This window comes from Gilvimarinus chinensis DSM 19667, assembly GCF_000377745.1.
In the GTDB taxonomy this organism is placed as follows: Bacteria; Pseudomonadota; Gammaproteobacteria; order Pseudomonadales; family Cellvibrionaceae; genus Gilvimarinus; species Gilvimarinus chinensis.
Genome location: NZ_KB898706.1, coordinates 1,120,231 through 1,132,886, shown reverse-complemented (window position 1 = coordinate 1,132,886; position 12,656 = coordinate 1,120,231). Strand labels below are relative to the sequence as shown.

The 12,656-nt window shown below is 50.9% G+C and carries 11 protein-coding genes; 6 read left to right on the top strand and 5 right to left on the bottom strand.

Annotated elements, in window-relative coordinates:
- Positions 1-59 precede the first annotated feature (59 nt).
- The gene (gene hpf / locus D568_RS0105305; protein ID WP_020208544.1) at positions 60-389 is read right to left on the bottom strand and encodes a ribosome hibernation-promoting factor, HPF/YfiA family; all 330 of its coding nucleotides are present in this window, start codon (positions 387-389) and stop codon (positions 60-62) included.
- 165 nt (positions 390-554) lie between these two features.
- Here hpf and D568_RS0105300 point away from each other — a divergent pair, with 165 nt between their 5' ends.
- The 4 genes from D568_RS0105300 (at position 555) to D568_RS0105275 (ending at position 6,539) form a co-directional block, all read left to right on the top strand.
- The gene (locus tag D568_RS0105300) at positions 555-974 is read left to right on the top strand and encodes a secondary thiamine-phosphate synthase enzyme YjbQ (RefSeq protein WP_020208543.1); all 420 of its coding nucleotides are present in this window, start codon (positions 555-557) and stop codon (positions 972-974) included.
- Positions 975-1,117: 143 nt separating this feature from the next.
- Positions 1,118-1,822 carry a FadR/GntR family transcriptional regulator gene (locus D568_RS0105295; RefSeq protein ID WP_020208542.1) on the top strand — a complete coding sequence of 235 codons (705 nt, stop codon included), beginning with the start codon at positions 1,118-1,120 and terminating at the stop codon, positions 1,820-1,822.
- Between the two features lie 406 nt (positions 1,823-2,228).
- On the top strand, positions 2,229-3,794 hold the full coding sequence (locus tag D568_RS0105280; protein WP_020208539.1) for a sodium/sugar symporter: 1,566 nt from the start codon (positions 2,229-2,231) through the stop codon (positions 3,792-3,794).
- A 339-nt stretch (positions 3,795-4,133) separates the two neighbouring features.
- Positions 4,134-6,539 carry a putative bifunctional diguanylate cyclase/phosphodiesterase gene (locus D568_RS0105275; RefSeq protein WP_020208538.1) on the top strand — a complete coding sequence of 802 codons (2,406 nt, stop codon included), beginning with the start codon at positions 4,134-4,136 and terminating at the stop codon, positions 6,537-6,539.
- Here the strand turns inward: D568_RS0105275 and D568_RS0105270 are convergent.
- Entirely contained in the window at positions 6,536-7,165 is a 630-nt protein-coding gene (locus D568_RS0105270) for a fumarylacetoacetate hydrolase family protein (protein WP_020208537.1), read from the bottom strand. The genes D568_RS0105275 and D568_RS0105270 overlap by 4 nt on opposite strands.
- Entirely contained in the window at positions 7,158-7,721 is a 564-nt protein-coding gene (locus tag D568_RS0105265; protein WP_020208536.1) for a gamma carbonic anhydrase family protein, read from the bottom strand. Before D568_RS0105265 ends, D568_RS0105270 begins: the two co-directional genes overlap by 8 nt.
- 75 nt (positions 7,722-7,796) lie before the next feature.
- Between D568_RS0105265 and prlC the strand changes: the two genes are divergently transcribed.
- On the top strand, positions 7,797-9,887 hold the full coding sequence (prlC, locus tag D568_RS0105260; protein WP_020208535.1) for an oligopeptidase A: 2,091 nt from the start codon (positions 7,797-7,799) through the stop codon (positions 9,885-9,887).
- Complete coding sequence (locus tag D568_RS0105255; protein WP_020208534.1) at positions 9,884-10,132, top strand: YheV family putative zinc ribbon protein; 249 nt, start codon at positions 9,884-9,886, stop codon at positions 10,130-10,132. Before prlC ends, D568_RS0105255 begins: the two co-directional genes overlap by 4 nt.
- A gap of 4 nt (positions 10,133-10,136) precedes the next feature.
- Here D568_RS0105255 and D568_RS0105250 read toward each other — a convergent pair whose 3' ends face one another.
- Both D568_RS0105250 and D568_RS0105245 read right to left on the bottom strand, forming a co-directional pair.
- Entirely contained in the window at positions 10,137-10,856 is a 720-nt protein-coding gene (locus D568_RS0105250; protein WP_020208533.1) for a hypothetical protein, read from the bottom strand.
- A gap of 211 nt (positions 10,857-11,067) precedes the next feature.
- Entirely contained in the window at positions 11,068-12,426 is a 1,359-nt protein-coding gene (locus D568_RS0105245; protein WP_020208532.1) for an MATE family efflux transporter, read from the bottom strand.
- Positions 12,427-12,656 lie beyond the last annotated feature (230 nt).

Sequence of the window (12,656 nt, the reverse complement as noted above, 5' to 3'; positions counted from 1 at the left end):
GACAAATAAGCCACGGTGATTGCCGTGGCTTATTACATCAGGGGATAAAGATGAACGGATTAACTGGCGAGCGCATCGGCATCCAGCGCGGGTTTGTCGTGGCGGTTGCCTTTAACAGCACCCTTGCGGTGGGACAGTGCGGCTTCCATCTTCTTCGCCGCCTGGGCAATTGCCGTATACATATCATGGTCTGAGGCTTGCACGGCAACCGCTGCGCCCAGGTATTGAGTGGTCGCCTCTATGCTCTGGCTAGAGCGTTCTACGGTAAGGGTGACATTCAGGGAGTCGAGTTGGGGAAAGTGATTGGCGACCTTGCCAAATTTTGCTTCTACATTCTCTTTAATAGCGTCAGTAACAGTAACGTGATGACCAGATACATTGATTTGCATAGACTTGCTTCCTTTTACCGCTTACCTCTGAAATTGTTGGGTGGCTTTTTAGCTCAGCCACAGTTTAAACATGAGCCCGATACGGCAAAATATCAAGCGTAAACACAGGAAATTTTTACAGATCTGTAATATTTGGCAGGTCGGATGAGTAGTGGAGAGTTAATTATGTGGTTCCAGACTGAAATTCAGATCGCCCCTAAAGCGCGGGGTTTTCATCTTATTACCGCCGAAGTAGAGCGTCAGTTGCCCGGTTTGCAGAAAGTGGACATTGGTTGGATGCAACTGTTTATTCAACACACGTCGGCGAGTCTGACGATCAACGAAAACGCAGATCCAACGGTGCGCGGGGACATGGAGCGTCACTTTAATGAATTTGTTCCTGAGCGGGCACCTTACTATGCACATGACTATGAGGGAGATGATGATATGCCTGCGCACATAAAAAGCAGTGTGTTGGGGGCAAGCATAATGGTGCCGATAACAGAGGGGAGGTTAAATCTCGGTATCTGGCAAGGTATTTATTTAGGGGAGCATCGAAACCATGGCGGTGTCCGACGCCTTATTGCTACGGTGAATGGTCGATAATGGTATCGCTATCATTATTTTGATTGGGTATTTTTTATAATTACTTATTTTTAATAGGATTATTATCAATGATTGCGTTAACATAACGGGCTGGAGGTAGGCAGCCCGTATGGGACGGGGCCTAGTTTGAGTGGTAAAGGATTATGTATAGCTTAAATGGTAACCGCAATCTCACCCATCAAGTGACTTATGAACTTGGGTGCGCCATTGTGCAAGGACGCTACCCTGTGGGGGATGGCTTTCCCACGGAAGCGCAATTGTGTCGCCAGTACCAAATCAGCCGCAGTGTCGTTCGTGAAGCGGTAAAAATGCTTACCGCTAAAGGGTTACTCTCCTCTCGGCCCCGCCAGGGTATTCGGGTTTTACCGGCGTCAGCTTGGAATATGTTTGACCCGGATGTGCTTCAGTGGAGTTTCAATGGGTGTCCCTCATTAGCCTTGCAGCATGAGTTTTTCGAGTTGCGTATGGCGTTGGAGCCGGATGCTGCGGCGCTGGCCGCACAGCGCCAAAACGATGAGGTTATTCAGCGGTTGAAACACGCCTTGGCGACATTAGAGAAGGCGGTTAATGCGCCCGCAAGCCCCATGGAAGCGATCATTGATTTTCATTTATCTGTGCTTCGGGCGAGTGGCAATCGTTTTTTTGTACAGTTGTGCCATTTTATTCGTATGGCGATTGAGGTTGATATTGCCGCCGGTCGTTACTCATCAAGTGATTACGCTGATTACCGGGCGGTGGCTGAGGCCATCATAATGGCCGACGAGAGTGGTGCTCGTGATGCCATGATCGATTTATTGTCTCGTATGCACCATAAGCCCGATATTGCCCTTTCTTCCTCGGTGTCCTAAGTAAACCATGTGCATTGGTGGTGGCGGTTTGCGCGGCTTCTTGTTGGGTGGCCAGGGCGTTCAGTTATGTTTTGTGTTGCAAATGCTTGCCACCTCTTAGCGGAAATATCTGGCGGATATTACTAGTTGCAGGTGCTTGTCGCTGGTTTCTCTGTTATCGCCCAGTATTTTCGGTAGCCGGCCGCATGAGCTTCCTGAGGCGTTCGAACCTCAAGTTAACTTTTTCGCACAGTGCCGAACTGGTTTATTTTTTTCACGCCGGCCATCACAATGAGCCATGCCGAGTCATGGGCAGTAAGTAAATAGTCTAGGGCGAACTGGCCCAGAGAGGACCTCATTGACGTTGACGCCTTAAAACAATAAAACCCGTGCAAGCGGGATAACCATTAAAAATCTGGAGTTGCCTATGTCTTTATCAGCGGTCGATATTGCCGCCTTCGTTATCTATTGTGTTGCCTTGGTGGCTATTGCCTGGTGGGTGTCACGGGAGAAAGCCGGGCACGATAAAAATACCGAAGATTACTTCCTCGCGGGCAAATCACTGCCCTGGTGGGCCATCGGTGCCTCGCTGATTGCGGCGAACATTTCCGCCGAGCAAATAATCGGTATGTCCGGTTCTGGCTTTGCTATTGGGCTGGGCATTGCCTCCTACGAGTGGATGGCGGCCATCACCCTGCTGATTATTGGTAAGTACTTTCTGCCGATTTTTCTCAGCAAGGGCATTTACACCATGCCCCACTTTCTGGAAGAGCGTTACGACCACCGCGTGCGAATCATTATGGCCGTGTTCTGGTTGGCACTGTATGTGTTAGTGAACCTGACCTCCGTTCTTTGGCTGGGCGCACTGGCGATCAATGCCATTACCGGCTTAGAGCTGGTGTACGGTTTGATTTTCCTCGCGGTGTTTTCGGTGGGCTACTCCATTTACGGCGGGCTAAAAGCTGTGGCCATGACCGACATTATCCAGGTAGTACTGCTGATTTTTGGTGGGTTGCTGGTGTCTTACCTGGCGTTGGATAAAATTGCTGAGGGTGAAGGCGCTTGGGCGGGCTTTAGCATCATGTTGGCCGAAATGCCTGAGAAATTCGACATGATTCTCGATCCCTCTAACGAGCATTATGTGAGCCTGCCCGGTATCTCGGTACTGGTGGGTGGTTTGTGGATTATGAACCTGTCTTACTGGGGCTTTAACCAATACATTACCCAGCGTACTCTGGCCGCGAAAAGCCTGGCCGAGGCGCAAAAAGGCATCGCCTTTGCCGCCTACTTGAAGTTGTTGATGCCGGTGATTGTGGTGCTGCCCGGTATTGCCGCGGCCATGCTAACGCCGGATCTGGAAAAGCCTGATCAGGCCTACCCGGAAATGATGAAGCTGGTACCCCAGGGGCTGCTAGGCATCACCTTTGCAGCTTTGGTGGCCGCCATCGCCTCGTCCTTAGGCTCTATGGTCAACTCCATCTCTACTATTTTTACCGTGGATATTTATAAGCGTGTGATCAACCCAGAAGCGACCGAGCACAAAATGGTGTGGTTGGGCCGTGTGGTGGCGGTACTGGCGATGGTTATCGCGGTCATTATTGCTCGCCCGCTGCTGGGCAACTTCCCCCAGGCGTTCCAGTTTATTCAGGAATTTACTGGCTTCTTTACTCCCGGTATTGTCAGCATCTTTTTGCTGGGCTTTTTCTGGAAAAAAGCTACCGCTTTATCGGCACTGGTGTCGGCGTTTGCCTCGGTTATTTTGTCTGCGCTGTTTTGGTGGTTTTTGCCCGAGTTTCCGTTTATGGACCGCGTAGGTGTGGTGTTTTTACTCTGTGTGGCTTTGTCGGTGGCTATTACTTTGGCAACGGGCAGCCGCGAACAGGCCAAAGCGATTGATTTGCAGGGCATCGATTTTTCTACCAACGGCAGTTTCAAACTGCTGAGTGTGGGGGTACTTGTTATCACGACAGCGCTCTACATTACCTGGTGGTAAAAAGGGGGGGGCGTAAAGGCCGCGGGGCACTGCAGTAAAAGTCACGGTATTGTGAGGGGGTAAACAGGGGGAGGTAATCCCCCTCAATGCCCTAACTATGGCACACGCTCGAAATGTCAGTGCTATAACGGCTACTGCTAGAAGTGAGGCGCGATAGGCCGTGGGAGTGTTGTTGCTCTACATTTATTGAATGCGGCGATACCAGCATGATGCTACGATCAAAAAGTAATAAAAGAATGTAATCTTCAGCAATCGTGGTTATTATCTATAAAAATAAGCCAAATTGGATGGCAGTGGGAACAGGCAGGGGAGCCGACCAATAATAGTTCGGCTGACTCTATGACCGTGGATTTATTACAACGACTCTCGTATAAGCTAGCCCGCACCAGTTTTGTGGTGGTTGTGGTATTGGGGGTGATGGTAGCGAGTCTACAGGTATATCTGGATTTTCGTTTTCACTATCAGGGTATCAGGGACGGAGTGGATGAAATAAGTCGAGTCAGTCGCACGGCGGCTCAGCGGGCGGTGTTTCTGCTTGATGAGCGCCTTGCCGAACAAGTCGTCGAAGGCCTTTCAGAATACCGTTTTCTCAGTTATATCGCTATAGCCGACGACCAAGGTCAAATAATGGCGCAGCGACGTCGAGCGATTATACCGAGTTCGACCCAGGCAGTGACAGCGCTGCTGGTAGGCGGCAAAGAAATATTCACCTATCCCTTACCAACATCCGTAAACACACCTACTGGAACATTAATATTAGAGCTTGATAAAGATCAGGCTCTCGCGCCTTTTTATCATCGCGCCTGGCGGGTATTGTTAACAGGCACAACAAGAAATGTTGGTTTAGCTTTTGTTTTGGTTCTGGTTTATCACTTTTTGTTAACCAGGCCACTCGTGACTCTGGCATCACGTTTTGCCGCGCTTAATCACACCAAAGTCCCCGTTACTCATATTCCGCATTTACGCAAGCACGAGCAAGATGAGTTAGGGCATATAGTTAATTCTGCTAATCGCTTGTTGAAAAATTTTAATCAGAAAAATGCTGAACTCAAACATCAACAACAGCAATTAAGCTTAATATTAGATGCCAGCCCCAATCAGGTGTTTGCGGTTAATGAAGCGGGCGATCTGCTCTTTTTTAATCAGGCGTTTAAACGTTACTTTCGGTCTTTAGAGGCCAGCAACTTTTTTGAGTTGCTCAAATTATGTGAGGTAAAAGAAACAAGCCAAATTCGCGCTCTTGTGCAGAGGGTTTGCCGTAAGTATGCCCCTGTTTTTAATCGACAGCAGCATTTAAGTGGGGTGCACAACGAAAGCCACGTCATGCAAATGTCGCTGGTGCCTTTTGTTGCAGACAATACCATTCATGTCATTGTTATTTTGAATAATATTACCGATCTGGTTGAAGCCGAGCAACGTGTTGAATATCTCGCCTATTGCGACACTTTGACCGGGCTGGCCAATAGAAATCGCATACTCGAACAACTACAAGAAGATTTGCATAAAAGCAACAACAGCAACCGATATGGTGCCGTTTTATTAATTGATTTAAACGATTTTAAACGTATTAATGACACTATGGGACACTCGCTGGGAGATGAGCTTTTACTGCATATTGCTCGGCGTATGGCCATGAGGGTGCGTGAACCCGAGACGTTGGCCCGCTTGGGCGGGGATGAATTTATTCTTTCTATGCCGGATATCGGCAGCAGCATTATTGAGGCTCGCAGGCGTGCAGAACAGGTGGCAGAGCGGTTTTTGCAAACCATAAGCCACCCTGTAACTTTAGCCAATCAGGACTTTTCGATAAACGCCACCATTGGTATCGCACTCTATCCGCTGACAAGTAACTCTGTTGAAATGCTTTTGTCTCAGGCTGATACAGCTTTGAATGAAGCTAAGCGTGATGCTCACAGCAGTTATCGTTTATTTGAACCACAGATGGCCGAAGAAATAAATCGTTTATTGCAGCTGGAATCGGATATCAGGGCGGCCTATGCCGAAGGTCACTTTACGTTTTATTTGCAGCCCTTGATCGATCTCCATGCTCGCTCTCTCATCGGTGCGGAAGCTTTAATTCGCTGGGATCATCCCGTGCGGGGGTTAGTGAATCCGGTAGAGTTTATTGCTTTTTTAGAAAGCTCAGACATGATTAATCCGGTAGGCCTACAGTTCTTGGATGATGTTTGTAAGTTTGTGCGCTTGCAGAAAGAGCAAGGGCGTTTTCCACCTGAACTGCGTGTGGCGGTTAATATCAGCGAAAGACAGTTGTACGATGCTGATTTTGTCGGTAAATGCATGAGTGTGCTCAATAAGTACAAGTTGCCTGGGAGTTGTCTGGAGTTCGAAATTACAGAAGGCGCTGCACTGCATAATATTGATGAAGTAATTGAAAAAATGCGCAGGCTGCAAAACGAAGGTATTACGTTTGCACTGGATGATTTTGGTACCGGCTACAGCTCGTTAAGTTATTTAAAACGTTTACCTGTTAATAAAGTTAAAATCGACAAGTCGTTTATTGACGACATCACCATCGATCCGCAAGATGCGGCTATGGTTGCCTCTATTATTGCTATCGCTCGAAATATGAATTTGGTGATAGTAGCAGAAGGTGTAGAAACCGAAGCGCAAGCGCAATGGTTAAAACAGTACGACGAAATTTTAATCCAAGGTTATCTGTTTGATAAACCGCTAAAGCCACAAGTTTTTGCAGAAAAGTACTTGCCCGAGTCAGTAGTTTTTTAAACGACATCTAACGTTAGCTTGCACCTGTTATCCAGTCGGGCAATTAAGTTGTCACCGCGGGAAACCTCGCCAACACCCGCTGGCGTGCCGGTAAAAATCAAATCACCCGGCGTAAGTGCAATATAACGAGACACCTCTGCCATAAGTTCGGGAATAGACCAAATCATATCGCGCCATAAACCAGATTGAACCACCACGCCGTTGCGCTCTAAGGTGATGCGTTTGGTTTTTTCTAAATCCTTAAAAGAACCATTTATAAACTCAGAGCAGGGTGCTGATCCGTCAAACCCTTTTGCCAGCTCCCAGGGGCGGCCCTGCTCTTTAGCTTGGCGCTGAAGGTCTCGGCAGGTCATGTCCAAACCAACAGCAAAGCCGCTGATTTGTGCGTGCTCGGGTTTCACATGTCGCCCGCCCACGCCGACGCGAACTACTAATTCTACTTCGTGGTGTACTTCACGGCTAAAATCCGGATAGACAAAGCACTCCCCAGTCGCCAACAAGGCGCTGGCGGGTTTAAAAAAGAAAAACGGCTGGCTGCGTTGCGGGTCGTGCCCCATTTCGGCGGCGTGTTCGGCGTAGTTGCGGCCAATGCAAATAATTTTACTGGGCGGGTTCTGCTCACTCACCGGGTTGCTCCAGGTACTGATCTTTCAGTTTGACGTAATTGGCCGCTGAATATTTAAAAAACGCTTTTTCGCTGTCTTTTAATGGGCGCGCCTGTTTTGCCGGCGAGCCCACGTACAGATAGCCCGATTCCAGACGCTTACCTGGCGGCACTAGCGTTCCCGCACCGATAATGACTTCATCTTCCACCACCGCGCCATCTAACACTGTAGCGCCAATGCCTACCAAAACCCGATCGCCAATGGTGCAGCCGTGCAGGCAGGCGCTGTGGCCCACAGTCACGTCATCGCCAATGGTCAGTGGAAAGCCATCCGGGTTAAAAGGCCCGGCGTGGGTAATATGCAGCACCGCATTGTCTTGAATACTGCTGCGTTCGCCTATACGTATAGAGTGCATATCACCGCGCGCTACCGCGAAGGGCCAGACGGATGAGTCAGCCCCTACGGTGACATCGCCGATCAGCAGGGCGCAGGGGTCAATGTAAGCCCGATCACCCAATGTGGGAGCGGTGTTGTTGAAAGAGCGAATCGCTGCGCCGTTATGCACTTTAGAATTCACGGGGATACCTCGTCGCCAAGTCAGTTAAGCGGTGTATCATACCCAAGACTCAGAGCTGTCCCAACCGGAGGAAGAATGACCGACCAAACCGCAGCCAATCCACTGTTAACCGACGCGGCCCTGCCGCCGTTTAGCCAAATTAAACCCGAACATGTGGAGCCGGCGGTACGCCAGCTGATCGACGAGGGGCGAGTGCATCTGAACGAGCTGCTGGCGGGTCTTGAACACCCTACCTGGGACAACCTGGTAGCGCCTCTGGAAGCCGAAGACGACAAGCTTGAGCGCGCTTTCTCTCCGGTCAGCCATCTGAACGCCGTGGCCAATAACCCTGAGCTGCGCGATGCCTACAATGCCAGCATCGCGCTGTTAACTGAATACAGCACCGAGGTGTCGCAAAACCGCGAGCTGTATCAGGCCTATCAAGCACTGGCAGACAGCCCTGAGTATCAGCAGTTATCCACCACGCAAAAAAAGGTGGTGGACAACGCGTTGCGCGATTTTAAATTAGGTGGTGTGGCTTTGGAGGGTGACGACAAAAAACGCTACGGCGATATTGTGAAGCGCCTGAGTGAGCTTTCGACCACCTTTTCCAACAACGTGCTGGATGCCACCGGCGCCTGGTACAAGCATTTCGATTCTGCCGAACCCTTGGCGGGTCTGCCCGAATCGGCGCTGGCACAGGCCAAACAGGCCGGAGAGCAGAAAAAACACGACAATGGCCAGCCGCTGGGTGGCTATGTGATCACCCTGGACTTCCCCTCTTACTTGGCAGTGATGATGTACGCCGAGGACCGCGACCTGCGTGAAGAGCTGTACCGCGCTTTCGTGACTCGCGCCTCCAGCCTGGGGCTTAAAGCCGATGGCTCCAGCGCCGCCGAGTGGGATAACACCGGCTTGATTGCCGAGACTCTGGCACTGCGCCACGAGCTGGCCAAACTGCTGGGTTTTAACAACTACGCCGAGCGTTCGCTGGCCACGAAGATGGCCGAATCACCCGCGCAGGTACTGGGCTTTTTGCAGGAGCTGGCAGAAAAATCCAAGCCTCAGGCCGAGGCGGACTTCGCCGAGCTGAAGGCCTATGCCGCCGAACAGGGCTGCACGGATATTCAGGCCTGGGATCTGGCGTACTACAGCGAGCAACTACGGCAGCAAAAATACGATATTTCCCAAGAGGCGCTGCGCCCTTACTTTCCCGCCGAAAAGGTCATCAGCGGTATGTTCGAGGTGGTGGGGCGCTTGTTCGGCATTGATATTCTGCCCGTGGCGAGTTTCGACTCATGGCACCCGGACGTGCGCTTTTACCAGATTTATAAAGACGGTCAGCAAGTCGCCAGCTTCTACCTGGATTTGTTCGCCCGCGAGCACAAACGCGGTGGTGCGTGGATGGCCGATTGCCGGGTGCGCCGTCAAACTCAAGATGGCCTGCAGCAGCCAGTGGCCTTTTTAACCTGTAATTTCACCCCGCCCGTGGGCGATACGCCTTCGCTGTTAACCCACGATGAGGTCACCACGTTATTCCATGAGTTTGGTCACGGCTTGCATCACATGCTGACGCAAATCGATATCGCGGCGGTCAGCGGCATCAACGGTGTGGCCTGGGATGCGGTAGAGCTGCCGAGCCAGTTTCTGGAAAACTGGTGCTGGCAAGAGGAAGTCATAGGCTTGATTTCCAGCCATTACGAAACCGGCGAGCCACTGCCCAAAGATTTGCTGGATAAAATGCTGGCGGCGAAAAACTTTCAATCGGGCATGCAAATGATGCGGCAGCTGGAGTTTTCGCTGTTTGATTTCCGGCTGCATGCCGAGTACAACCCCGAGCATCCGGTGGCTGCAACGGAGTTAATCAACGAAGTGCGTCGCGAGGTGGCGGTTGTGCCGCAGCCTGAGTTTAACCGCTTTGAAAATGGCTTCAGTCATATTTTTGCTGGCGGTTATGCGGCCGGTTATTACAGTTACAAATGGGCCGAGGTGCTGTCGGCGGATGCTTTCTCGGCGTTTGAAGAAGAGGGAATTTTTAACCCGCAAACCGGCACTCGCTTTTTGCAGGAAATTTTACAGCGCGGTGGCTCGCGCGAGCCCATGCATTTGTTTGTGAGTTTTCGCGGCCGTGAGCCCTCCATCGAACCGTTGCTGCGCCACAGTGGCTTGCTTGAGGAGGCCTCGTGAGCGTTTACAGCACCACGCCCCGGTTTTTGGCCGGGGCCGTTTGCCCGCGTTGTGAGGCCATGGATCGAATTAAGGTCTACAGCAAAGACGACAAAGACTACCGCGAATGTGTCGAGTGTGGCTTTTTGGATGAGCTGCACTTTCCCGGCAATAGCCGTGAGTTACCGACCAGGGTGAATCAGGCAAAAACAGAAATCGATGAGGATGTGGTTAAAATCCTACCGATTAACACGCAGGAAAACTAATTCGCTAGCGTTCAAAATTCAGAAAAATCGCGCGGTCTGCCGCCAGGCAGGGCCAGCGCGACAGCTCTACTGACCACCCCTGTTCTCGGTGTTTGCAAAAAAACCGCTCAAAAGCCTCACCTTTAAAGTTGTATTCCGTAAGTAATAAATCCGCTGAAAACAGCACTGCCTGGTCCAGTTCATTGGCAAAAGGCTCACCAATCAGTTCGTGTGCGATCAGGTTGGCGCGGGTCATATCCATAGGCACCAGCGGTGCGCCACCGAGACCGATAAAGCGGTCGTTTATTTCCTCAAGCAGGCGATGCGCGAGGTAGGCCTCACCCAGCAGCGACTCCATGGCGCTGTGACCTTTGAGTAAATCAGGTGGGCTGAGAAAGTAATCAATCGCGATGTCCAGCAATGGTTCAACTCCGCTGGAGATATCAGCCTCATTTGCAATGGCATGGATGGCCTCGATAAAGTCGGGCACATGCTCTATGTAGCGCACTACAAAGTCTGCCAGCAGCAGGGGGGCGGTGTCGCTTTCCAGGTGAATGGCACTGTGTAATTGAGGATGGCGTAGGTGCAGGCGATCCACCAGTGAAATCGTCTCAGATTCGGCTTGTGCTGCACCGTCTATGAGCTGGCGGATAGCCTCAATACGGTCGACAAAAGGTACAGGTTCGTAAGTGGCCGGGTTCACAATAGTCTCGGTATAAGGTTTGGTTTTGACCCGTAACTGCATGAACCTACCCTGGAATTTGACGGGATATCGCTTAGTTAACTGAAAAAATAATATAAAAGCCCAGCTTTGCAAGGGAATGGCACTGGAAAAATTGTAAAGATCGTTATTGACCTGGCAGCAGGTGCCAGGTGCGAGCTTTTCTTAGTTGGTTTGGCAAGAAGCCTTATCGCGCCTGTAAAAGGGGCTGTGCAGTGCGTTAACCACCCCTTTTTTAGCCAACCTGACTAAGGTGCAGATAGCGTTTGAATACCCACCCCATAGCGATACTGCGTGCAAAATTAAAACCGCAAAACGCAAACCATAAGCCGGTGTTACCCCAGCTTTGACTGAAGTACCAAAGGGGAAAAAACACAGCCAACGTACAGCTCAGCATGGTGTACTGCATAGCGCGAGTCAGACCGGCCCCTAAAAAAATGCCGTCTAACTGGTAGGCCCAAATAGTCAAAAGGGGCAGTGCAATGACCCAGTTAAATTGGCGGGAGGCCTCCGCTAAGACAGGCTCAATCGCCGTAAACAAGTCTAGCCATATCGATTTCCCCAAGACGAACGTCAGACTTATACCCAGGGCAGTAGCAAGCGCCATTGAGGTTGTGGCACCGCACACACGCAAAAACTCGATGCGGTTTTGCTCTCCGGTGGCTTTGCCGCACAATGCTTCGGCGGCGTGGGCAAAGCCGTCTAGCGCGTGTGAGGTGAGCAGCAACAATTGCAGTAAAATGGCGTTGGCTGCCACCACATGGGTGCCGGTGCGCGCGCCTTGAGCGGTGAAGAACAGAAACACCCCGAGCAGGCAGGCAGTGCGCACGAAAAGGTGCCGATTAACCGTTAAAAGTGGCAAATACGCAGGTAACTGCGTTAGTTTTTGCAGTTGCTGAGCCAATCGAGCCGCCAGTGGCAATTGTCTTAATTTATGCGCGAATAGGGCAAGACCCAAGAGGGCGGCAGAGTATTCGGCACACACACTCGCCCAGGCAGCGCCATCGCTATTGAGTCCCATCCCCAAAATAAACGCTAGGTCTAAAACAATATTGAGTGCATTGGTAAACACCAAAATCAACAGCGGGCGGCGGGTGTCCTGTTGGCCAATAAACCAGCCAATCAGGGTGTAATTGAGTAACGTGGCGGGGGCGCTTAGCAGGCGAATTTGGCAGTAGCTGGCGGCTAGCGGACTGATGTCCGTGGCCGGTGCCATCAGTTTGAGGGCAACGGGCACCAGCCATTGGCCAAGCCCGATCACGAGAACCGACAATAAAAAAGCCAGCACGGCCGAGCGCAACCACAGCGCAACAGACTCATCAAAATTGTGCCCGCCTACCGCCCGTGAAACCAAACTGGTCGTGCCCATACGTAAAAAACCCAGCGACCAAAACAGCATAGTGATGATGCTACTGCCGAGTGCAACCGCACCTAAAAACCTGGCCTCGGGCAGGTGACCAAGAATGGCGGTGTCCACCGCACCCAACAAAGGCACCGATAAATTGCTCAGTAAAATCGGCCACACCAGCGGCCAAACACCGCGGTGGTAGTGCTGCCAACGGTGAATTGATGTGATCTTAAGTAGAGTTTTCATTGTGCAATTTGTCTGGCTGGTGAACGAATTGACGATAAATTGTTTGACTTTTTTGTTGCCCTATGGCCACATTATCGCCTGTAGTTGCGACGATTTGCCGCAGTTTATTTGTCGTACCCTTCCGCACTTTTCGCTGGTACTAATAAACTCACAAAGCGAATCCCACTCGTTGTAACAAAGTGGCGATAACTTTGCGTGGGTGTTTTGTGGCAGTAATTTGGCGGCACGAT

What these genes read in the sequence shown, in the direction of transcription:
- hpf (WP_020208544.1), bottom strand. Translation starts at nt 389, where the DNA reads ATGCAAATCAATGTATCTGGTCATCACGTTACTGTTACTGACGCTATT.
- D568_RS0105300 (WP_020208543.1), top strand. Translation starts at nt 555, where the DNA reads ATGTGGTTCCAGACTGAAATTCAGATCGCCCCTAAAGCGCGGGGTTTT.
- D568_RS0105295 (WP_020208542.1), top strand. Translation starts at nt 1,118, where the DNA reads ATGTATAGCTTAAATGGTAACCGCAATCTCACCCATCAAGTGACTTAT.
- D568_RS0105280 (WP_020208539.1), top strand. Translation starts at nt 2,229, where the DNA reads ATGTCTTTATCAGCGGTCGATATTGCCGCCTTCGTTATCTATTGTGTT.
- D568_RS0105275 (WP_020208538.1), top strand. Translation starts at nt 4,134, where the DNA reads ATGACCGTGGATTTATTACAACGACTCTCGTATAAGCTAGCCCGCACC.
- prlC (WP_020208535.1), top strand. Translation starts at nt 7,797, where the DNA reads ATGACCGACCAAACCGCAGCCAATCCACTGTTAACCGACGCGGCCCTG.
- D568_RS0105250 (WP_020208533.1), bottom strand. Translation starts at nt 10,856, where the DNA reads ATGCAGTTACGGGTCAAAACCAAACCTTATACCGAGACTATTGTGAAC.
- D568_RS0105245 (WP_020208532.1), bottom strand. Translation starts at nt 12,426, where the DNA reads ATGAAAACTCTACTTAAGATCACATCAATTCACCGTTGGCAGCACTAC.